The 20,965-nt window shown below is 67.7% G+C and carries 20 protein-coding genes; 5 read left to right on the forward strand and 15 right to left on the reverse strand.

All coding sequences use genetic code 11. The annotated features are described in order from the left end of the window. The first annotated feature begins 74 nt into the window (after positions 1-74). A complete protein-coding gene (locus ACF8NF_RS23890; protein WP_126312711.1) occupies positions 75-1,808 on the forward strand; it encodes a Na+/H+ antiporter in 1,734 nt (577 codons plus the stop codon). Positions 1,809-1,852: 44 nt separating this feature from the next. Here ACF8NF_RS23890 and ACF8NF_RS23895 read toward each other — a convergent pair whose 3' ends face one another. After that, complete coding sequence (locus ACF8NF_RS23895; RefSeq protein WP_160853231.1) at positions 1,853-3,571, reverse strand: AMP-binding protein; 1,719 nt, start codon at positions 3,569-3,571, stop codon at positions 1,853-1,855. 136 nt (positions 3,572-3,707) lie between these two features. Between ACF8NF_RS23895 and ACF8NF_RS23900 the strand changes: the two genes are divergently transcribed. Together ACF8NF_RS23900 and ACF8NF_RS23905 are read left to right on the forward strand one after the other, a co-directional pair. Then, entirely contained in the window at positions 3,708-4,784 is a 1,077-nt protein-coding gene (locus ACF8NF_RS23900; RefSeq protein ID WP_252652917.1) for an AraC family transcriptional regulator, read from the forward strand. 75 nt (positions 4,785-4,859) lie between these two features. Continuing rightward, positions 4,860-5,525, forward strand: coding sequence for a glutathione S-transferase family protein (locus tag ACF8NF_RS23905; RefSeq protein ID WP_392451382.1), 666 nt, complete (start codon positions 4,860-4,862; stop codon positions 5,523-5,525). A gap of 13 nt (positions 5,526-5,538) precedes the next feature. Here the strand turns inward: ACF8NF_RS23905 and ACF8NF_RS23910 are convergent, their stop codons facing one another. Then, positions 5,539-6,231: an HAD family phosphatase gene (locus ACF8NF_RS23910; RefSeq protein ID WP_016450027.1), complete on the reverse strand. Its 693-nt coding sequence runs from the start codon at positions 6,229-6,231 to the stop codon at positions 5,539-5,541. A gap of 99 nt (positions 6,232-6,330) precedes the next feature. Continuing rightward, the gene (locus tag ACF8NF_RS23915; protein ID WP_392451383.1) at positions 6,331-7,380 is read right to left on the reverse strand and encodes a hypothetical protein; all 1,050 of its coding nucleotides are present in this window, start codon (positions 7,378-7,380) and stop codon (positions 6,331-6,333) included. A gap of 187 nt (positions 7,381-7,567) precedes the next feature. Here ACF8NF_RS23915 and ACF8NF_RS23920 point away from each other — a divergent pair, with 187 nt between their 5' ends. Further along, the gene (locus tag ACF8NF_RS23920) at positions 7,568-8,305 is read left to right on the forward strand and encodes a response regulator transcription factor (protein ID WP_016450025.1); all 738 of its coding nucleotides are present in this window, start codon (positions 7,568-7,570) and stop codon (positions 8,303-8,305) included. Here the strand turns inward: ACF8NF_RS23920 and ACF8NF_RS23925 are convergent. Next, positions 8,275-10,146 (reverse strand): hybrid sensor histidine kinase/response regulator, encoded by a 1,872-nt coding sequence (locus ACF8NF_RS23925; RefSeq protein ID WP_392451384.1) that lies wholly within the window; start codon positions 10,144-10,146, stop codon positions 8,275-8,277. The genes ACF8NF_RS23920 and ACF8NF_RS23925 overlap by 31 nt on opposite strands. After that, on the reverse strand, positions 10,130-10,543 hold the full coding sequence (locus tag ACF8NF_RS23930; RefSeq protein WP_392451386.1) for a YchJ family protein: 414 nt from the start codon (positions 10,541-10,543) through the stop codon (positions 10,130-10,132). The genes ACF8NF_RS23925 and ACF8NF_RS23930 overlap by 17 nt, the downstream gene beginning before the upstream one ends. Before the next feature lie 166 nt (positions 10,544-10,709). Between ACF8NF_RS23930 and ACF8NF_RS23935 the strand changes: the two genes are divergently transcribed. Next, positions 10,710-11,207, forward strand: coding sequence for a DUF421 domain-containing protein (locus ACF8NF_RS23935; RefSeq protein WP_043790438.1), 498 nt, complete (start codon positions 10,710-10,712; stop codon positions 11,205-11,207). A gap of 2 nt (positions 11,208-11,209) precedes the next feature. On the opposite strand, the gene ACF8NF_RS23940 is transcribed toward ACF8NF_RS23935, so the two are convergent. From ACF8NF_RS23940 to ACF8NF_RS23985, 10 genes are all read right to left on the reverse strand, one after another. Beyond that, positions 11,210-12,001, reverse strand: coding sequence for an alpha/beta fold hydrolase (locus ACF8NF_RS23940; protein WP_016450021.1), 792 nt, complete (start codon positions 11,999-12,001; stop codon positions 11,210-11,212). 141 nt (positions 12,002-12,142) lie between these two features. Beyond that, entirely contained in the window at positions 12,143-13,273 is a 1,131-nt protein-coding gene (locus ACF8NF_RS23945) for an acyl-CoA dehydrogenase family protein (RefSeq protein ID WP_017406484.1), read from the reverse strand. A gap of 47 nt (positions 13,274-13,320) precedes the next feature. Beyond that, a complete protein-coding gene (locus ACF8NF_RS23950) occupies positions 13,321-13,983 on the reverse strand; it encodes an SDR family oxidoreductase (RefSeq protein WP_017406485.1) in 663 nt (220 codons plus the stop codon). Positions 13,984-14,011: 28 nt separating this feature from the next. Continuing rightward, complete coding sequence (locus tag ACF8NF_RS23955) at positions 14,012-14,635, reverse strand: pyridoxamine 5'-phosphate oxidase family protein (RefSeq protein ID WP_017406486.1); 624 nt, start codon at positions 14,633-14,635, stop codon at positions 14,012-14,014. Positions 14,636-14,815: 180 nt separating this feature from the next. After that, positions 14,816-16,003, reverse strand: coding sequence for an acetyl-CoA C-acyltransferase (locus tag ACF8NF_RS23960; RefSeq protein ID WP_016450017.1), 1,188 nt, complete (start codon positions 16,001-16,003; stop codon positions 14,816-14,818). A 44-nt stretch (positions 16,004-16,047) separates the two neighbouring features. After that, complete coding sequence (aceK, locus tag ACF8NF_RS23965; RefSeq protein ID WP_026063009.1) at positions 16,048-17,835, reverse strand: bifunctional isocitrate dehydrogenase kinase/phosphatase; 1,788 nt, start codon at positions 17,833-17,835, stop codon at positions 16,048-16,050. A 33-nt stretch (positions 17,836-17,868) separates the two neighbouring features. Continuing rightward, on the reverse strand, positions 17,869-18,531 hold the full coding sequence (gene can, locus ACF8NF_RS23970; protein ID WP_016450015.1) for a carbonate dehydratase: 663 nt from the start codon (positions 18,529-18,531) through the stop codon (positions 17,869-17,871). A gap of 56 nt (positions 18,532-18,587) precedes the next feature. Beyond that, the gene (locus ACF8NF_RS23975) at positions 18,588-19,775 is read right to left on the reverse strand and encodes an isovaleryl-CoA dehydrogenase (RefSeq protein ID WP_013800381.1); all 1,188 of its coding nucleotides are present in this window, start codon (positions 19,773-19,775) and stop codon (positions 18,588-18,590) included. A gap of 43 nt (positions 19,776-19,818) precedes the next feature. Then, on the reverse strand, positions 19,819-20,277 hold the full coding sequence (locus ACF8NF_RS23980) for a PaaI family thioesterase (RefSeq protein ID WP_034363201.1): 459 nt from the start codon (positions 20,275-20,277) through the stop codon (positions 19,819-19,821). Between the two features lie 36 nt (positions 20,278-20,313). Beyond that, the gene (locus tag ACF8NF_RS23985; protein ID WP_034363199.1) at positions 20,314-20,715 is read right to left on the reverse strand and encodes a MerR family DNA-binding transcriptional regulator; all 402 of its coding nucleotides are present in this window, start codon (positions 20,713-20,715) and stop codon (positions 20,314-20,316) included. Between the last annotated feature and the right edge of the window lie 250 nt (positions 20,716-20,965).

The following is a 20,965-nucleotide window of genomic DNA, read 5'->3' on the forward strand; positions in this document are numbered from 1 at the left end:
TTTGCCCGATGCGGGCGCTTGGTTTTTCCGAATGTCCTGCAAAGAACGGCGGTCCGGCCTGGGGAAAATGCCGTATGCACACCGTTGAAATCGTCTTGCTCGTCCTGCTGCTGGGAGCGCTGACGGGCATTGCCGCGCGCTACGTGCGCGCCATCCCGCTGCCGCTGATCCAGATCACCCTGGGAGCGCTGATGGCCTGGCCGCAAAAGGGCCTGCACATCGCCTTCGATCCCGAGCTGTTCCTGCTGCTGTTCATCCCGCCGCTGCTGTTCGCCGACGGCTGGCGCATCCCCAAGCGCGAGTTCTTTGCGCTGTACCGCCCCATCCTGCGCCTGGCGCTGGGCCTGGTGCTGTTCACGGTGGTGGGGCTGGGCTGGCTGATCCACTGGCTGGTGCCCGGCATGCCGCTGACCGTGGCCTTTGCGCTGGCCGCCGTGGTCTCGCCCACCGATGCCGTGGCCGTCTCGGCCATCACGCGCAACTTGGGCATGCCCGAGAAGACCATGCACATCCTCGAGGGCGAGTCCCTGCTCAACGACGCCTCGGGCCTGGTGGCGCTGAAATTCGCCATCGCGGCCACGCTGACCGGCCTGTTCTCGTGGACCGAGGTGGCCAAGGATTTCATGTGGATGGCCCTGGGCGGCCTGGGCGTGGGTACGCTGATCGGCTGGGGCTTTTCCTATGCGCGCAGCACCATCACGCGCCGCCTGGGCGACGTGGCGGCCACGCAGATGGTGCTGCTGCTGATCCTGCTGCCCTTCGCCGCCTACATCGTGGGCGAAAAGATCGGCGTGTCGGGCATCCTGTCGGCCGTGGCCGCAGGCATTGCCACCAACTTCGCCGACCTGGAGCGCAGCAGCTACATCAGCGAGCGGCTGCAGACCGAAGGCACCTGGAGCATGGTGGAAGCCTCGTTCAACGGCGCCATCTTCCTGCTGCTGGGCCTGCAGCTGCCCTCCATCATCGGCGTGACGCTGCACGATGCGGGCAGCGAATGGTGGGTGCTGGTGGGCTATGTGGTGATCATCTCCAGCGCGCTGCTGCTGATGCGCTGGATCTGGCTGACCCTGGGCGTGCAGCGCAGCCTGGCTCGCGCCCACTTCCAGGGAAAGATGGCCGAGCGCCCCTCGCACCTGCTGAACCTGGCCACCACCATGGCCGGCATACGCGGCGCCGTGACGCTGGCCGGCGCGCTGTCCGTGCCCATGCTGCTGAACAACGGACAGCCCTTCCCCGGCCGCGAGATGCTGGTCTTCCTGGCCACGGGCACCATCTTGTTCACCCTGGTGCTGGGCAGCATCGCCCTGCCGCTGATCCTGCGCCGCATGCCCCAGCCCGGCGAATCGCCCACGGTGCGCGAGGAGCGCCTGGCGCGCGTGGCCGCCTGCCAGTCCGCCATTGGCGGGCTGACGCTGAGCGAGGAAGAGATCCAGGGCCACACGCCCGAATGGGTGGCCATGCACCAGGAGGTCATGGGCCACCTGACGCAGGAGTACCGCAACCGCGTCCAGCTGCTGGACGACGGCAGCGGCACGGCCTCCAGCATCGAGATCCAGCGCGAGGCGCCCGAAGTCGTGCGCCAGCGCAAGCTGCGCTACCTGCTGGAGATCGAGCTGCGCCTGCGCTGCATCCACCAGGAGCGCGACGCGCTCTACGCCGAGCGCCAGGCCCACCGCATCAACGACGAGTCGCTGCGCCGCCTGGTCAGCGAGCTGGACATGCAGGAGGTCTCGCTGCGCAAGCGCCTGGTCGTGGCGCGCCGCGCTGCCGCCTCGGCCATGGCCGCGCCCGAGGGCGGCACGCCCTAAGCGGCACGCGATGGACAGCTGGCGGCAGCACATGAAAGCAGCCCTCAGGCGGTCCTGGCCGGGCGCAGATCCAGCATGGCGATCATCTCGTCGCGGATCTTGAATTTCTGGATCTTGCCGGTCACCGTCATCGGGAAGGCCTCGACGAAGCGGATGTAGCGCGGCACCTTGTAGTGGGCGATCTGGCCCTTGCAGAAGTCGCGCACGCCGTCTTCGGTCAGCGCCTGGCCGGGCTTGACGATGATCCAGGCGCACAGCTCCTCGCCGTAGCGCACGTCGGGCACGCCGACGACCTGCACGTCCTGCACCTGCGGATGGCGGTAGAGGAATTCCTCGATCTCGCGCGGGTAGATGTTCTCGCCGCCGCGGATCACCATGTCCTTGATGCGGCCGACGATGTTCACGTAGCCCTGCTCGTCCATGGTGGCCAGGTCGCCGGTGTGCATCCAGGCCTCGTCGTCGATGGCCTCGCGCGTGCGGGCCTCGTCCCCCCAGTAGCCGTGCATGACCGAGTAGCCGCGCGTGCACAGCTCGCCCGAGACGCCGGGCGCCACGACCTCGCCCGTGGCCGGGTCGACGATCTTCACCTCCAGGTGCGGCTGCACCTTGCCCACGGTGGACACGCGTCGCTGAAGCGGCGTGTCGGCATCGCTCTGGCAGCTGACGGGGCTGGTCTCGGTCATGCCGTAGGCGATGGTGATCTCGGACAGGTGCATGTCGCTGACCACGCGCTTCATCACCTCGATGGGGCAGGGCGAGCCGGCCATGATGCCGGTGCGCAGCGTGCTCAGGTCGAACTCCTTGAAGCGCGGGTGGTCCAGCTCGGCGATGAACATGGTGGGCACGCCGTGCAGGCCCGTGCAGCGCTCGGCCTGCACGGTCTCCAGCACCAGCAGCGGATCGAATCCGTCATTCGGGTAGACGATGGCCGAGCCATGCGTGAAGCAGGCCAGGTTGCCCAGCACCATGCCGAAGCAGTGGTACAGCGGCACGGGAATGCACAGCCGGTCCTCGGGCGTCAGCCGCATGCACTCGCCAATGAAAAAGCCGTTGTTCAGGATGTTGCGGTGGGTCAGCGTGGCGCCCTTGGGAAAGCCCGTGGTGCCGCTGGTGAACTGGATGTTGATGGGGTCGGTGTTCTTGAGCGTGGCGGCCACGGCGTCGATGCGCGCATCCTGCGCATCACCGCGCGCCAGCAGGCTGGAAAAGCGCAGCATGCCGGGCTGCTCTTCGCCCTGCCCTGCCACGTCGATCCAGACCACGCTGCGCAACTGGGGCAGGCGCGCGCAATGCAGGCGGCCGGGCTCGGCCGTGGCCAGCTCGGGGGCCAGTTCGCGCAGCATGCCCAGGTAGTCGCTGGTCTTGAACTGCGCCATGGTCACCAGGGCCTTGCAGCCGACCTTGTTGAGCGCGTACTCGACCTCGGAGGTGCGGTAGGCCGGGTTGATGTTGACCAGCACCAGGCCGACCTGGGCCGTGGCCAGCTGCATCAGCACCCATTCGGCGTTGTTGTGCGACCAGATGCCGACGCGGTCGCCCTTGTCCAGCCCCAGGCCCAGCAGCGCGCTGGCCAGGCGGCGCGCCTCGGTGTGCAGGCCGGCATAGCTGTAGCGCAGGCCCTGGTGGCGGCTGACCAGGGCCTCGCGATCGGGCTGGCGGGCCGCCATGTCGGCAAAGAAATCGCCGATGGTCTGCTCGATCAGCGGCACATCGGTGCGGCCTTGGGCATGGCTGGAAGCGAGCGGGGCGTTCTGGGCGGGCATGCGTTGTCTCCTGTGTCGTCGGCGGCGCCTGGGACGGGCAAATGCAGTGGCCTGCCCCGTCACGGCAGCTATTGCGTGGCAGCATAAGGGCCAACCCCGAGCAGAACAGGCCACGAAGGTTGCAATAATTGCCAGCATGTTCACCCCCTCGCTGGTCAAGACCCCCCTGCCCCAGGCGGCCGCCACCATGGCCTCCGCACACCCTGCAGTCACGCCCATGGCCTTTGTGCAGGCCATTATGCTGGCCTACGAACGCCGGGGCATCAGCGCCCTGTCCGCCCTGGAGAAGGCACAAATTGCGCCAGACTCCGTCAAAGAGCGCAACGAGTGCATCACGGCGCTGCAGATGGAGGCACTGTCCGATGCCGCCATGCGGGAACTCGACGACGAGGCCCTGGGCTGGTTCTCCCGGCGCCTGCCCTGGGGCAGCTACGGCATGCTGGCGCGCGCCAGCATGGGCAGCGAGCAGCTGGGCCTGGCACTGGCGCGCTGGTGCCGCCACCATGGCCTGCTGGCCGACGACATCCGCCTCACGCTGACGCAGGAAGACGGCTTGGCCACGCTGGCCATCGAGGAGCTGTCCACGCTGGGCGCCATGCGCGAGTTCTGCCTGCTGTCGGTGCTGCGCAATATCCACGGCCTGGCCAGCTGGTTCATCGATGAGCCGCTGCCGCTGCGGCGCGCCTGCTTTCCCTTCGAACCCCCGCCGCATGCGGGCGTGTATGCGCTGCTGTTCCCGCCGGGCGAGGTGGAGTTTGGCGCGGCCCGGGCCTGCCTCCAGTTCGACGCGCGTTTTCTGGATATGCCGCTGACGCGCGACGAGCCCGCGCTGCAGCGCATGCTGCAGCGCGCCCTGCCGCTGCAGGTGCGCCCCTACCGGCGCGAGCGCCAGCTGGTGCAGCGCGTGCGCCAGCTGCTGGCGGCCGACGCCGAATGCCTGCAGACGGCCGACACGCTGGCGCGCCAGCTGCACCTGTCCCAGCGCAGCCTGCATCGCCAGCTCAAGGAAGAAGGCGCCTCGCTGCAGGCGCTCAAGGACGAGGTGCGGCGCGAGCGTGCCGTGGCCCTGCTGCTGCGCACCAGCCGGCCCATCAAGCGCATCGCCCAGTCCTGCGGGTTTCTCAACGACAAGAGCTTCATCCGCGCCTTCCGGCTGTGGACGGGGCTGTCGCCTTCCGAATTCCGCAAGAGCGCGCGCGCCCGGCCCGAGTGAGGGCCGCGCGCATCCTGGCGCGATTTGCATCCTGCGCGACTGCCGTCGTCCGCGCATCTGGCCTAGGCTTTGCGCATGCACCATCTCCACCACTGCGTCAGCGCGCGCTCCTTCCGCGCGCTGTGGATGCTCGAAGAACTGCAGCTTCCCTACACGCTGCACATGCTGCCGTTTCCGCCGCGCGCGCTGCAGCGCAGCTATCTGGAGCTCAACCCCCTGGGCACGGTGCCGCTGCTGCGCCACGGCGAGGCCAGGCTGACCGAGTCAGCCGCCATCTGCGAGTACCTGGCCGCCCTGCACCCCGGGGCGGGCCTGTCCGTGCAGCCGCAGGAGGCGGGCTTTGCGGCCTACCTCAACTGGCTGCACATGAGCGATGCCACGCTGACCTTCCCGCAGACCCTGGTGCTGCGCTACACCCACTTCGAGCCAGCCGAACGGCGCCAGCCCCAGGTGGCCCAGGACTACCAGCGCTGGTTCCTTGCGCGGCTGCGCGCGGTGGAGCAGGCCGTGGAACAGCGCCACTGGCTCGCGGCAGACCGTTTCACCGCTGCCGACGTGGCCGTGGGCTATGCGCTGATGCTGTCGGCGCACCTGGAGATGGAGCCGCAGTGGGGGCCTGCCACCCAGGCCTACTGGCAGCGCCTGCAGCAGCGGCCCGCCTTCCAGCGGGCGCTGCAGGCCGAGCAGCAGGCCGCGCGTGCGCAGGCCGTGGACGAGACGCCTTCGCCGCGGCTGCGCTAGGGCCGGCTCAGGCTCAAGCGCTGGCGCTGGCCTGCCCGATGGCGCGCAGCATGGCCGGCAGCTCGCCCATGTCGCCGAATACGCAGCTGGCGCCGGCCTCGAGCAGTTGCTCGGCCGATGCGTGGCCCTGGTCGGCCGGGAAGTAGCCCCAGACCGTGGCGCCTGCGGCCACGCCGGCGGTGACGCCGGTCACCGTGTCCTCGATGACCAGGCAGCGCGCCGGCTCCACGCCCAGTGCGGCGGCGGCGGCCAGGTACACATCGGGAAAGGGCTTGCTGCGCGGCAGCTCATGGCCGCTGAAGACGCGGCCCTCGAAATACGGGGCCATGCCGACCTGGGCCAGCTGCATCTCCACCTTGGCGCGGTCCGCGCCCGAGGCGCAGGCGATGCGGCCAGCGCACAGCGCATGGGATTGGCTGACGGCGGACAGCGCGCCGTCAATGGCCACCAGCTCGGCGCGCAGCGCGGCGTTGCGGCGCTCGTAGAAGGCGGCCATCCATGCGTCGGTCAGCGGCTTGCCGGTGCGCGCCTCGATCAGCGCGGCCTGGCTGCGCACGGTCTTGCCGATGAATTCGCGCAGGCATTCCTCGGTGCTGATGGGCCAGCCCGATTCATTGAGCATGGTGCACAGCACGCGGTTGGTGATGGATTCACTGTCGACGAGCACGCCGTCACAGTCGAAGAGCACGGCCTCGAAAGCAGTCATGGATGGATTCTCGAAACAAACTGAGCAAGGGCGCCCTGGGGCGCCCTTGCTGCGGAAAATGGCCGGATTATGCGCCGGCCGCGCATGCCTGTGCCCTGCTCAGGGGAAGGACGCACCGGCCAGCGGATGCACCATGCGGCGGACGTTGCGCACCGAGATGGAATGGAACCGGCCATCGTCGGTGACCACGTCGCCGAAGGCGAAGAAGCCTTCGACCGCATTGCGGTTGAACTGCTCCAGGCGCTGCGCGAGGCTGGCGCTTTGGGACACCGGTTCGACGCGGTACTCGATGGCGCCCTGCTGGTCGCCGCTCTTTTCGTACAGCTGCACGCCTTCGGTATTGCCCCGCAGCACCAGGGCGCCGCGCAGCAGGTGGCCCTTGGCCCCCATCTCGTCCAGGCGCTGCTTCAGCGCCGTGCCGTTGGCCATGCCGAAGGGCGCGGCCAATGCGAACACCGCGTACTCGAAGGCCGGCGCCTTGGAGTCCTTGACGTAGAGGTTGAACATCTCGTTGCCCGAGATCAGCGGGCCCATGTAGCGGAAACCCCGGCCGCTCATCTCGGCCAGTTGCTGCGTGAAGCCCGACGTGTCCAGCGCACCCACGGCGGGGCGCGTCTCGTAGCTGTAGGTGGCTGCGGCGCTGCTGCTGCGCACATAGAGGTTGCGCAGGTCCTGCGTGCTGCTGGGGAACGCCATGCCCGACTTGTACAGGTAGCCTTGCGCACCCTGTGCGTTGAGCTGGGCCACCAGGGCCGAGACGCCCGCCACATCGGGCACCATGCGGTAGTCCAGGCGCGTGCCGGTGTGGGCCGTGTCGGTGACGTAGAAGTCACCGATGGGAACGGGGAAGGCGGTACCGCCCGAGGCCAGGCTGTAGGTGAAGGCATAGCCCTGCGCCCCCAGCGCGTTCATGGCGGACAGGGCCGCGTCGAAGTTCTCCGCACCGGTCTCCATGCGGTACTGGCCGGTCACCGGCGTGGGCGTGCCGCCGGGGTTGCCGGGCGTACCGGGGTTGCCAGGATTTCCGCCATTGCCGGGATCTCCGCCGCCCGGTTCTCCCAATCCACCACCACCGCCGCTGCCACAGGCGGCCAGGGTTCCCAGAAGCATCAATGCCGCGCTGCGGCGCGTGAGCTGTACCATCTTCATGACTATCTCCCCTTCTCGTTGAATACATGCCCGTTCCATGCGGAATCTCAGGGCATCGGCGGCGATTTTGGGGAGTTGGCCGACATCCGGTCACCCCCCGGCCGGGGGGTAATCGTTACGATGTGCGCAAGGTGTATCCGGGCGCGCCCTGGCGCTCCAGCCCTTTCGACATGCCTTCGCGCGGACCATGCACAGCCATTCCCTCCTGACCGATTCCTCCTGTCTCCAATCGGGGCGCTATGCCCTGGTGATCGACGACCACCCGCTGACGGCCATGGGCGTGTCCGAGTTCCTGAAACAATTCGGCCTGTCCGAAGTCCATGCCGTGGCCGATGCGGGCGAAGGCCTGCAGTGCATGGCCGCCAGGGGATCGCCGCATCTGGCCATCGTGGATTTCTGGCTGGGTGCCAGCGCAGGCACGGACGTGGTGCGCGAAATCCGCACGCTGGCGCCCGCCTGCCGCGTGCTCATGACCAGCGGCGACACGCATGGCGCGATTGCCCTGAAGGCACGCGCGGCCGGGGCCCATGGCTTTGTGCTCAAGTCGCAGCCGCCGCAGGTGCTGCAGCAGGCCGTGGCGGCCCTGCTGCGCGGCGAGACCTGGTTCCCCGCCGCCCCGCTGGCGCCGCAGCCGCCGGGCGGCGCCCATGCCATCCGCATGACGGCGGCCGAGCTGGGCCTCACCCCGCGCCAGGCCCAGGTTCTGGACCTGGTGCTGCGCGGCCTGCCCAATCCCAGCATTGCCCGGTTGCTGCACCTGTCGCCGCACACGGTCAAGGAGCATGTGGCAGGCGCCCTGCAGCGCCTGGGCGTGCACAGCCGCATTGACGCCATCACGCGCATGCAGGGCATTGCGCTGGAGCTGCCGCCCTCCGTACCGCCGACCGATACGGTTCAGGCGCCGGCCACGGCCAGCCTGCGCTGAAGCAGGGCCCGCAGCGCCAGCGGATCCACGGGCTTGCGCAGCAGCAGATAGCCCAGTTCCTGCGCCTGCTGCTCCAGCGCAGCGGAAGGGTCGCCGCTGAGCAGGGCACCGGCCGCCTGCGGCGATTGCGCCAGCACGTTCTGCAGCAGCGCAAAGCCGTTCTCGCCCTGGGCCAGTTGGTGGTCGCACAGCACGAAATCGGGATGCTGCCCCGCCGCCAGCCAGGCCTGCGCCTCGCGCCCCGCAGCCGCCACGTCCACGGTCAGCCCCCAGCCGCGCAGCAGGCCGGCCAGGGCCTGTGCCACCTGCACATCGTCATCGACCACCCAGCACCGGCCCTGCAGCAGGGGACGGCCTGGCGGATTCGCGGCAGCCTCGGCCCCTGCCCCTGCCTGCGCCTGCGCGTGCCCCAGAGGCAGGTCCGCTTGCACGTTCAGGCTGGGCGACAGCTGCAGCCAGAAGCACGAACCCCGTCCCGGCGTGGACAGCAGACCATGCTCCACGCCCATGCGGCGCGCCGCTGCGGCCACCACGGCCAGGCCCAGGCCCTGGCTGCTCACGCCGGGCAGGTGCTCGGCCGCAGGCTGGGCCGCGCGCCGGGCCGCCTGGCCGGAACGCGCGCGAAAGTGCGGTGCGAAGACATGGGGCCGGTCTTCGGCCGCAATGCCCAGGCCCGTGTCCCAGACCTCGATGCGCCAGCCCCCGCCGTGCACGCGGGCGGCCAGCAGCACGCCGCCGCGCTGGGTGTAGCGCAGGGCGTTGTGCAGCAGGTTGAACACCATCTGGCGCAGCAGGGCCTCGTCGGCACGCACCAGGCTATCCATGCCGCGCGCCACGCGCCAGCGCAGCACCAGCCCGCGCTGGCGGGCCTCGGCCGCGAACAGGCGCGTGGCATCGCCCAGCAGAATGCGCAGGTCCATCACCTGGGCGCGCAGCTCCCAGGTGCCGTTCTCCAGGCGCGACAGGTCCAGCAGGTCGTTGCACATGGTGCCCAGCGACTGGGCACAGGCCTGGGCATCGTCAAGCACGCCCGCAAGCGCGCCGTCGGCATTGCGCTGGCGGGCGGTCTCCACCAGCAGGCCCAGGGCATGCAGGGGCTGGCGCAGGTCATGGCTGGCAGCCGACAGGAAGCGGCTCTTGGCCTCCAGCGCCTGTTCGGCCTGCTCCTTGGCCGCCAGGTAGCGCTCGGCCAGCAGCTGGCGGTCACGCTCCTGCGCCCATTGCTGCTGCATGAGCTGGCGCGCCCCCCAGGCATGGCGCGCGATGGTGGCGCCATACAGCATGAGCAGCGGCAGCAGGTACAGGCCCCTGTTCGGGAAGTACCAGACCACGGCCAGCAGCATGGCGCCGTACAGCACGCCGAAGAAGCGCTTGAACACGGCAGCCGCCGGCGCCAGGAAGGTGGCGGCCGAGGCCACGACGCCGCACAGCACCAGGTAGATGAAAAGCCGGAATTCATGGCCGCTGCCATGGGTCAGCGGTATGGCCAGCGCCCAGGAACCGGCGTTGAGCAAGGCCATGCGGCCCATCACGCGCTCCCAGCGCTGCAGCCGCGTTGGCAACTCGGCCGAGGGCACGGCAGCGCCCAGGTCCCGACGCAACTGGCGCCGCAAACCGACGAAGACGCAGGCCATGAGCGCCATGCCCAGCCACCACAGCAGCAGCGGCGCCTGGAAGGCACCCGTTTCGTGCCGCTGCAGCCAGACCACGATGCCGGGGATGATGAGGGCCGCCGCCTCGGACGAGCCCCGCGATGCGATGGACAGCAGCAGCCGCTGGCGCTGCTGCAGCTTCCACAGCGGCTCCGCAGGGCCGCCGTCGTGTTCAGAACTGGACGCCATCCACGTAGAACCAGCGCCCGCCTTCGCGCACGAAGCGGCTGCGCTCATGCAGGCGCACGGCGCGGCCCGCCACGCGGTAGCGCGCGACGAATTCCACCTCGGCGCGGTCCTCGCCGGTGCTTCGGAAGTCCCTGACCGCCAGCCCCAGCCAGCGCGCCGAGGGCTCGAAGTCCAGCGTGGCGGGCCGCTGGCTGGCGTGCCAGGTGGCCAGCAGGTAGGCGGCGTCCTCACGCACGAAGGCGCTGTAGCGCGAGCGCATCAAGGCCTGGGCATCGGGTGCGGGGCAGTCGTCGAAATGGTCCAGGTAGCGGCCGCAGCAGGCATCGAAGGCCAGGGACCGGCCCTTGGCATCGTGCTGGCCACAGGGACAGGCCGGGGAGGTGGCGGCCGCGCTCATAGCGGCTGGCCCTGCGGAACTTGCGGAACTTGCGGAACCTGGGAGAGGACGCCGGGGGAGCAGGAATGCATGTCAGTCACGGCCGCCTTGCTGCGACCGGGTTCTTGATGGAGGACAGGCGGGCCATGATACTGACCGCGGGCCCTCGGGCCTGTAAGGAGAGCCCATGTTTTCAATGTCGGTCCCGTGGTGGGAGTTCGTGGTGCGCGGCGTGGCCGTCTACCTGTTCTTGCTGGTGTTCCTTCGGCTGACGGGGCGGCGCCAGACGGGGCAGTACGCGCCCTTTGACCTGGTGCTGCTGCTCATCCTGTCGAATGCCGTTCAGAACTCCATGAATGCCGGGGACAACTCGCTGATCGGCGGCATGATCTCGGCCTCCACGCTGATCCTGTGCCATCTGCTGCTGTCCTGGCTGACTTTCCGTTATCCCGCGCTGGAGCGGCTCATCGACGGCAAGGCACAGGCCCTGATCACGGACGGCCACCTGAACAAGGATCTGATGCGCGAGGAACGCATCACGCGCGACGATATCGAGGCCGCGCTGCGTGCGGGCGGCTGCCTGCACCTCAGAGAGGTGGAGCGCGCCACGCTGGAGACCGACGGCAGCATCACCGTCGTCCTTCGCCGCCGCGACAGCGAGAACGACGGCGATCCGCCGGTCTGAGCCTAGTCGAGCTGCTCCAGGAAGCGCTCGATGGCCAGGTTCACGGGCTGCGGATGCGTGAGGTTGGCCGCATGGCCGGCCCCCGGCACCTCCACCCACTGCGCCCTGGGCAAGGCCTTGGCCATGGCGCGTGCACGGTCGAGCGTGATGGCGATGTCGTCCGTGCCATGGATGACCAGTGCCGGTACGTGGATGTCGGGCAGTCGCGGGCTGATGTCATCGCGCTGGGCCAGCGCCAGAAAGCTCTGCCCCAGGTTGATGGGCGTGGCCTTCTTCCATTTGGCGCGCCAGGCGGCCGCGCCGCTCCAGCCCTGGCCCAGGATGGTGCGCTCCACCGTGGCCGCCATGTCGTCGCTGAGGCCATGCTCCATCCAGGCGCGCAGCAACGCCTCGTGGTGGGGCATCTGCTCGGGGTCTTCCAGCATGGCCTGGGTGTCGATCAGCACCAGCGCACGCACGACCTCGGGATGGATGAGCGCACAGCGCAGCGACAGATAGCCGCCCTGCGACATGCCCACCAGCACCGCGCGCTCCACGCCCAGGTGCGCCAGCAGGGCGGCCAGGTCGTCGGCCGAGTCGTAGTAGTCGAAGGGAGCGCAATGCGCGGGGTCCGCCGTCTGGCCATGGCCACGCTCGTCCCAGATGATGCAGCGATAGCGATCCTGCAGCGCCTGGACCTGGGGAGCGAACATGGTGTGGTCCATGAGCAGTCCATGCGAAAACACCAGGACCGGGCCGCGCCCGCCCGTGTCCTCGTAGTAAAGGTTCTGGCCGTTGACGGAAGCAATGGGCATGTCGGGATCTCCTGCGAAGGTGGTCACAAACCTGCCGGAGTCCGGTGCCCGCCTCTCCCGGGCGCCGTCCCGGCGACGCTCCATGCTAAGCCCTGCGGGTGACGGGGCCATCCGGCCCGACCCGCAGCATAGTGAGGGGCCTCAGGCCAGGGCGCGCTGGATGAGAATTTTCTGCACGTCGCTCGTTCCCTCGTAGATCTGGCACACGCGCACGTCGCGGTAGATGCGCTCGACGGGAAAATCGTTGACCACGCCATAGCCGCCCAGGGTCTGGATGGCTGCGCTGCACACGCGCTCGGCCATCTCGCTGGCGAACAGCTTGGCCATGGCCGCTTCCTTCAGGCAGGGCAGGCCGGCATCGCGCAGGCTGGCCGCATGCCAGATCAGCTGGCGCGCAGCCTCGATCTGCGTGGCGCAGTCGGCCAGGCGAAAGCCCACGGCCTGGTGGTTGAAGATGGGCTGGCCGAAGCTCTCGCGCTCCTTGGAGTACTGCAGCGCGCAATCGAAGGCCGCACGCGCCATGCCCACGCTTTGCGCGGCAATGCCGATGCGCCCGCCCTCCAGCGCCGACAGCGCAATCTTGTAGCCCTCGCCCTCGGCACCGATGAGGTTGGCGGCGGGGATGCGGCAGCCCTCGAACTGGATCTGGGCCGTGTCCGAGCTGTGCTGGCCCAGCTTGTCCTCCAGCCGCAGCACCTGGTAGCCGGGCGCGGAGGTGGGCACGATGAAGGCGCTCATGCCGCGCTTGCCGGCCGCCTTGTCGGTGACGGCGATGACGATGGCCACGTCGCCGTTCTTGCCGCTGGTGATGAACTGCTTGACGCCGTTGATCACGTAGTCGTTGCCGTCGCGGGTGGCCGTGGTGCGCAGCGCCGAGGCGTCCGAGCCCACATGCGGCTCGGTCAGGCAGAAGGCGCCCAGCATCTCGCCGCGCGCCAGCGGCGCCAGCCATTGCTGCTTTTGCGCCTCGCTGCCGTAGCGCATGAGGATGGCGTTGACGGGGCAGTTGGTGACGCTGATCACCGTGCTGGTGCCGCCGTCGCCGGCTGCGATTTCCTCCAGCACCAGGGCCAGGCTCAGGTAGTCAAGGCCGGCGCCGCCGTATTCCTCGGGCACGCAGATGCCGTAGGCACCCAGCGCCGCCAGGCCCTGGTGCACGTTCTTGGGAAAGTGGTGTTCCTTGTCCCAGCGTGCGGCATGGGGCGTGATTTCGGTGCGCACGAAGTCGCGCACCGCGTCACGGATCATTTCCTGGTCTGCGTTGAGCAGCATGTCTTGTCTCCTGATTCTTGTTTCGTTGTTCGTTGTCCCGGCCGCAGCTACCAGGCGATGCGCTGCCCGTCGTGGCGCAGCATGCGGCCCCGATCAGCCGGCGTGACGCCGGCCAGGGTGCGGACCAGACCCTGCACGCTTTGCTCCACGGTGAAGGTGGCGGACTCGCCGCCCATGTCGGTCTGCACCCAGCCCGGGTCCAGCGCGACCACGGTGGCGCCCGGCCATTGCGGCTGGGCGCTGGCCACGACCATGTTGAGCGCGGCCTTGCTGACGCGGTAGAGCCAGGCGTCGGATTCGGCGCCGGCCAGCAGCGACATCTCGCTGGAGAACAGGCCGAACACGCCGCCCGCCGCCTCGACCATCGGCGCCACCTGGGGCAGCACCTGCATGGCGCCCAGCACATTGGTGTGCATGACGCGGTCGAACTGCTCGCGCGTGGGCGGCGTGGCCGAGCTGTGGGCATCCCACACTCCGGCCACGTACAGCGCCAGCTCGATCTTCTCGCCATCGAGCTGCCAGGCCAGGCCGCTGACGCTGGCCGGATCGGCCACATCCACCAGCAGCACCTTGGCGCCCGTGGCTTCGACGCGCTCGCGATCGGCCTCGCTGCGCACCGTGGCGACCACGCTGCGGCCCTGGGCCGCATAGGCCTCTACCAAGGCAAAACCGAGCCCGCGCGAGGCTCCCAACACCAGAGTGACTGCCATGTCTTTCGACCTTTCAAATGGAATGCGGTCAGAGGCCCTGCTCGCCCGCGATCTGTTTTTCGTAGCGCTCGACCATGGCCTCCTGCGTCTCGGTGGGCGCAGGCAGGCCGATCTGCTGGTGGACCATCTGGTTCACCGACGGCATGACGTTGCGCGGCACCTGGGACTCGGGCTTCCAGAGCCGGGCGCGCATGAGGGCCTTGGCGCAGTGCAGATAGGCCTCCTGCACCTGGATCTCCAGAACGATCTTGGGCCGGAAGCCTTCGTTGGCGAACAGCGCCGTGTAGTGGGCCTCGTCGCGCAGCCTGGCCACGCCGTTGACGCGCAGCGTCTCGTCGAAGCCCGGCACCATGAACAGCAGGCCGATGCGCGGATCGGCGATCAGGTTGCTGAAGCTGTCCAGGCGGTTGTTGCCGCCCGAGTCGGGGATCAGCAGCGTCTGGTTGTCGGGCGCCTTGATGAAGCCCGGCTTTCCGCCGCGCGGCGAGGCATCCATCAGCGAGCCCGCCGCGCCCCCCGTGGCCACGATGCACAGCGGCGACAGCGCGATGAAGCGCAGGCAATGCCGGTCCAGGTCCACCTGCTGCTTGAGCAAGGCCCTTTCGGCCGGCATGGCATACAGGCTGCGCAACTGTTCTTCGCTGGTGATCATGGTCGAGAGGTCAAAGTAATAGCGGATCGGCCGATCCAAGTCTAGCTCTCTGGACGTCTGTGGCGCTGCCCATAAAACTGGCGCAATGCAAATCAGAGACACCGAGGAAGGGCCTACGCCGGCCGCGCCGCCCCGCACCGAGGGTGTCGTCCCCCTTTCAGGGGGAGGGCGCGCAGCGCCTCAGGGGGTGACCATTTCTATCGCCATGGCTGTTCCCTCGCCGCCGCCTATGCACAGCGTGGCCAGGCCGCGCTTGCCGCCACGCGCCTGCAGGGCGTGCAGCAGCGTGACCAGGATGCGCGCACCGCTGGCGCCGATGGGGTGGCCCAGCGCGCAGGCGCCGCCGTTGACGTTGACCTTGTCGCGCGGCACGCCCAGCTCGGCCATCAGGGCCATGGGTACGACGGCAAAGGCTTCGTTGACTTCCCACAGGTCCACATCCGCCGCCGTCCAGCCGGCCTTCTTGAGGGCCTTCTGCGTGGCGCCCACGGGGGCCGTGGTGAACCATTCGGGCTCCTGGGCATGCGTGGCATGGGCAACGATGCGCGCCAGCGGCTTGCAGCCCAGCTCCTTGGCCGTGGACTCGCGCATCAGCACCAGGGCGGCGGCGCCGTCGTTGATGCTGGAGCTCGATGCAGCCGTGATCGTGCCGTCCTTCTTGAAGGCGGGCTTGAGGCTGGCGATCTTGTCCAGCTTGGCCTTGGCCGGGCCTTCGTCGATGCTGACCGTGACATCGCCCTTGCGCGTGGAGACGGTGACGGGCGTGATCTCGGCCGCGAAGGCGCCGCTTTCCGTGGCGGCCTGGGCGCGCTTGACGCTTTCGATGGCGTAGGCGTCCTGCTGCTCGCGCGTGAAGTGGTATTTGGCGGCGCAGTCCTCGCCAAAGGTGCCCATGGAGCGGCCCGGCTCGTAGGCGTCCTCCAGGCCGTCGAGCATCATGTGGTCATAGACCTTGTCGTGACCCATGCGGTAGCCGCCACGGCCCTTCTTGAGCAGGTAGGGCGCATTGGTCATGCTCTCCATGCCGCCGGAGACCACCACATCGCGGCTGCCCGCCACCAGCTGGTCATGGGCCAGGATGGTGGCCTCCATGCCGGCGCCGCACATCTTGGACAGGGTCACGGCGCCCGTGCTGCGCGGCAGGCCGCCCTTGAAGCCTGCCTGGCGCGCAGGCGCCTGTCCCTGGCCCGCCATCAGGCAGTTGCCGAACAGCACTTCGTCCACCTTCTCCGGCGCCACGCCGGCACGCTGCACGGCGGCCTTGATGGCGGCGCCGCCCAGATCGTGGGCCGCGAGATCGGCGAAGTCGCCCTGGAATGCGCCCATGGGGGTGCGGGCTGCGCCGACGATGACGATGGGGTCTTGCATGCTTATCTCCTGGATGTGGTGATGGTGAGGGGAAAACAAACGGGTCAGGCCAGCCAGCGGCTGCGCTCGTAGGGATAGACGTCGTGCACGTGGCCTTCGCGGATGCGCTGCTGGTGCCCCTGCCAGAAGGCGGGATCGAGCAGGTCGGCATGGTGGCGCATGAAAACTTCGCGCACGGCCGGATTGCCCAGCAAAAAGGGCGCGAAGGTTTCCGGGAACACATCGCGCGGGCCCACGGGATACCAGACCTCGCCGCTGAGCTCGTCTTCCTCGTTGCGCGGCGCAGGCACCTGGCGGAAATGGCAGTCGGTCAGGTATTCGATCTCGTCGTAGTCGTAGAACACCACCTTGCCGCCGCGCGTGATGCCGAAGTTCTTCCACAGCATGTCGCCCGGGAAGATGTTGGCGGCCACCAGGTCCTTGATGGCATTTCCGTATTCGATCACGGCGCTCTCCAGCCGCTGCCGCGGTCCCGGCAGGTCCAGCCCGTCATCGAAGCACTCCTGCAGCAGCAGGTTCAGCGGCACCATGCGCCGCTCTATGTAGAGGTGGGAGATGATGACCTCCTGCCGGCCATCGCCGTCGCGGTCGCTGATCTCGACCTGGCTGGGCGCGTGCTCCAGGATCTCGGCGATCAGCGCCTCCGAGAAGCGCTCGCGCGGGAAGGCCACCAGGCTGTACTCCAGCGTGTCGGCCATGCGCCCCACGCGGTCGTGCTGCTTGACCAAGCGGTACTTGGCCTTGACCTGCTCGCGGGTGATCTCCTTGGGCGCGGCGAACCGGTCCTTGATGAGCTTGAACACATAGGGAAAGCTGGGCAGGTCGAACACCAGCATGACCATGCCCTTGATGCCGGGCGCGATGCGGAACTGGTCGCGCGAATGGCGCAGATGGTGCAGGAAGTCGCGGTAGAACAGCGTCTTGCCCTGCTTGGCCAGGCCCAGGGCGTTGTACAGCTCGGCGCGCGGCTTGCGCGGCATGAGGCTGCGCAGGAACTGCACGTAGGCGCTGGGCACGTCGGTATCGACCATGAAGTAGGCACGCGCAAAGCTGAAGAGGCCGTGCAGGTCCTTCTCGCCGAACAGGGCCGCATGCAGCACCAGCCGGCCGTTGTCCCCATGCAGGATGGGCACGGCCCAGGACAGCTCGGCAAAGCCGTTGATGATCTTGCCGACGATGTAGGCGCCCTTGTTGCGGAAAAACAGGCTGGACAGCACCTGGATCTGGAAGTTGGCGTACAGGCGCATGGCCTGCAGCTGGGGCTCCAGGCGCTCGGCCAGGCGGGCGATGTCGCGCTCCAGGTCTTCAAAGGGGCGCTGCAGCGCGAACTGCTCCACGACTTCACGCAGCGTCTGCGACAGTGTCTCGCGCGTGGGGTAGAAGGCCAGGTAGGCCGGGCGTGCGGCCGGCTCCTGGTTCTCTATGTATTCCGTACTGACGGCCGGCCGCACGAAGATGAAGTCGTTGTGGAAGTGCGTACGGTGCAGGATCTTGGTGGTGACCGAGTTGAAGAAGGTCTCGGCCAGCTCCGGCTGCAGGTGGTTGACCATGAGCCCGATGTAGTGGCGCTTGATCTGCTGCCAGACCGGCATGGGCTGGGCGCCGGCCGAAAACTCCTTTTCAAGCCGGCGCACGCATTCGCGCACGCGCAGGTCGTAGAACTCGATGCGCTCGCGCTGCGCGCGCTGCTGGCCCAGCCAGTCGGCCGTCTCGAAGCGGTGCTTGGCGCGGGCCGATTCGGCGCGGAACAGGCGGTAATGGCGGTTGAAGCCATCCATCATCGCCCGCGCGATGTCATGGGCAAGCAGGGTGTCCTGGGCAGGCATCGGCATGAAGTCTCCCGGGGTCCCGCCTGCCATGGCCGCTCAGTCGCGCTGGCGGCTGGCGACCAGCTCGACAGCCTCGGCATGGATGTTGGCGATGCCGCCGACACCGGGCACGGTCATCTGCAGATTGGTGATCAGGCCGTCCTTCAGGCCATAGCACCAGCCGTGCAGCGTGACCTTCTGGCCGCGCGCCCAGGCATCCTGCATCACCGTGCTCTGCGCCACATTGATCACCTGCTCGATGGCATTGAGCTCGCACAGCGCGTCATGGCGCCATTGCGGCGACAGGCTGGCCAGCAGCGCCTGGTGCTTGTCGCGCACGTCCTTCACGTGGCGGATCCAGTTGTCGGCCAGGCCCACGCGCACATCCTCCAGTGCCGCCAGCACGCCGCCGCAGCCATAGTGGCCGACGACCATCAGGTGCTCGACCTTGAGCTGGTCCACCGCGTACTGGATGGTGGACAGGCAGTTCAGGTCGCTGGGCACGACCACGTTGGCCACGTTGCGGTGCACGAACACCTCGCCGGGCTCCAGGCCCGTGATCTGGTTCGCGGGCACGCGGCTGTCGGAACAGCCGATCCACATGTAGCGGGGTTTTTGCTGCGCCATCAGCCCAGTGAAGAAACCGGGCCGGTCACGCTCCACCTGCTGGGCCCATTCGCGGTTGTGGACAAACAGCTCTTCGATGGAGGTTGTGCTCATAAACAATCCTTTTGTTGGGGTCAAACTCAAGAACGGCGCAGCAGGCAGGCGAAAGATCAGCAGGTCTCTGCGAACAGCTCGCGGCCGATCAGCATGCGACGGATCTCGCTAGTGCCGGCGCCGATCTCATAGAGTTTCGCATCCCGCCAGAGACGACCCAGTGGGTATTCGTTGATATACCCATTACCCCCATAGATTTGAACGCCTTCGCCGGCCATCCATGTCGCCTTCTCGGCGCACCACAGGATGACGCTGGCGCAATCCTTGCGAACTTGGCGAACATGCTCGGTTCCCAGCAGATCGAGGTTTTTGGCGACCGTATAGGCAAAGGAGCGGCCCGCTTGCAGCACGGTGTACATGTCCGCCACCTTGCCCTGGATGAGCTGGAACTCGCCGATGCTCTGGCCGAACTGCTTGCGGTCATGGATGTAGGGCACTACGTTGTCCATCACCGACTGCATGATGCCCAGCGGCCCGCCCGTCAGCACGGCGCGCTCATAGTCCAGGCCGCTCATCAGCACCTTGGCGCCGTTGTTCAAGCCGCCCAGCACGTTCTCGGCCGGCACCTCGACGTTCTCGAACACCAGCTCGCCCGTGTGGCTGCCACGCATGCCCAGCTTGTCCAGCTTCTGGGCAATGGAAAAGCCCTTCATGCCCTTCTCGATCAGGAAGGCAGTCACGCCGCGGGCGTTCAGCTCGGGCTCGGTCTTGGCGTAGACCACCAGGGTGTCGGCATCGGGACCATTGGTGATCCACATCTTGGTGCCGTTGAGCAGGAAGTAGCCGCCCTTGTCCTCGGCCTTGAGCTTCATGCTGATCACGTCCGAGCCGGCGCCGGGCTCGCTCATGGCCAGCGCGCCCACATGCTCGCCGCTGATCAGCTTGGGCAGGTACTTGGCCTTTTGCGCTTCATTGCCGTTGCGGTTGATCTGGTTCACGCAGAGATTGCTGTGCGCGCCGTAGGACAGGCCCACCGATGCGCTGGCACGCGAGATTTCCTCCATCGCCACCATGTGGGCCAGGTAGCCCATGTCGGCACCGCCGTACTGCTCGGACACGGTGATGCCCAGCACGCCCAGGTCGCCGAACTTGCGCCACAGGTCCATGGGGAACTGGTCGTCGCGGTCGATCTCGCCGGCGCGCGGTGCAATCTCGGCCTGTGCGAACTCGCGCACGGCATCGCGCAGCGCGTCGATGTCCTCGCCCAGTTGGAAGTTCAGGCCCGGCAGGTTGGAAAGGCTCATCTCATGTCTCCTGTGGAAATTGGGGGAAAGAACGCCGCCCGGCTCAATCGGCCAGATCGCGGCCCTGCACGCACATCAGCGTGCAGCCCATGGTGGCAATCAGCTTCTCGCGGCCTTCGTCGATGGCGTAGGCGCGCCCTTCGGTCACGGTGATGGTGCGGCCCGGCTTGAGCACACGGCCTTCCATGCGAAAGCGCTGGCCCTTGGCAGGGGCCAGCAAGTTGATCTTGAATTCAATGGTGAGCACGGCAGCATCGGCCGGCATCAGGGTCAGCCCTGCGTAGCCGCAGGCGGAATCCAGCGCCGTGGAAACCATGCCGGCATGCAAAAAGCCATGCTGCTGCGTCAGCCCGGGCGCCCAGTCCAGGCAGACATCGACGGCACCGGGCTCCAGCAAGGACAGCTCGGCGCCCAGGGTGTGCATCGCGCCCTGGCGTGCAAAACTGTCTTGCACACGGCGGGCAAAGTCGCTGTTGGCAGGTTCCAGGCGGAGCACGGTCAAGGCAAGCCTCACAAATTACGTTTACGTAAACGTCAATTATGAAGCATTTTTCCCATCCAGGTGTTGCAACAAAGTGCGGGCCTCGGATTCCTGCTCTCGCACCTCGGCCAGGTTGGCCTGCAGATCGGCCAGGCGGTCCTCGAGCTGGCGGCGGTGCACAGCCAGCACCTCCAGGAATTTGCGCAGTTGCACGCCCGTGTCACGGGGGCTGTCGTAGAGATCGATGATCTCCTTGGCTTCGTTCAGAGACAGTCCCAGCCGCTTGGCCCGCAAGGTCAGGCGAAGACGTGTGCGATCACGCGCGCTGTAGACGCGATTGCGTCCGCCAGGCCCGGCACGCTCGGGCTCAAGCAGGCCCATGTCCTCATAGAAGCGGATGGCCCGGGTCGTGAGATCGAACTCCTTGGCAAGATCGCTGATGGTGTAGGTGGTCGACATGGCTGGAGAGTCCGCCGGCATCCACAGCCGGCGGCCATGGGAATGCGACGTTGACGTTAACGTCAATGCTAGCGGAATTGTCCGCAGGAAACTGCGCCGGATGTTGCATCCGGGTGCGACGAAGAAGCCTGGCAGGAATAAAAAGAGAGCGCGTCAGCGCTCTCTTTTTTGGGTTGTCCGTTTTCGGATGTTCCGTTGAGCCGTCCGTTTTGGCTGTTCTGCCTGTTTCCCCGTTTCCTGCACCCCAATG

This window comes from Delftia sp. WSY_22 (assembly GCF_043104185.1).
In the GTDB taxonomy this organism is placed as follows: domain Bacteria; phylum Pseudomonadota; class Gammaproteobacteria; order Burkholderiales; family Burkholderiaceae_C; genus Comamonas; species Comamonas tsuruhatensis.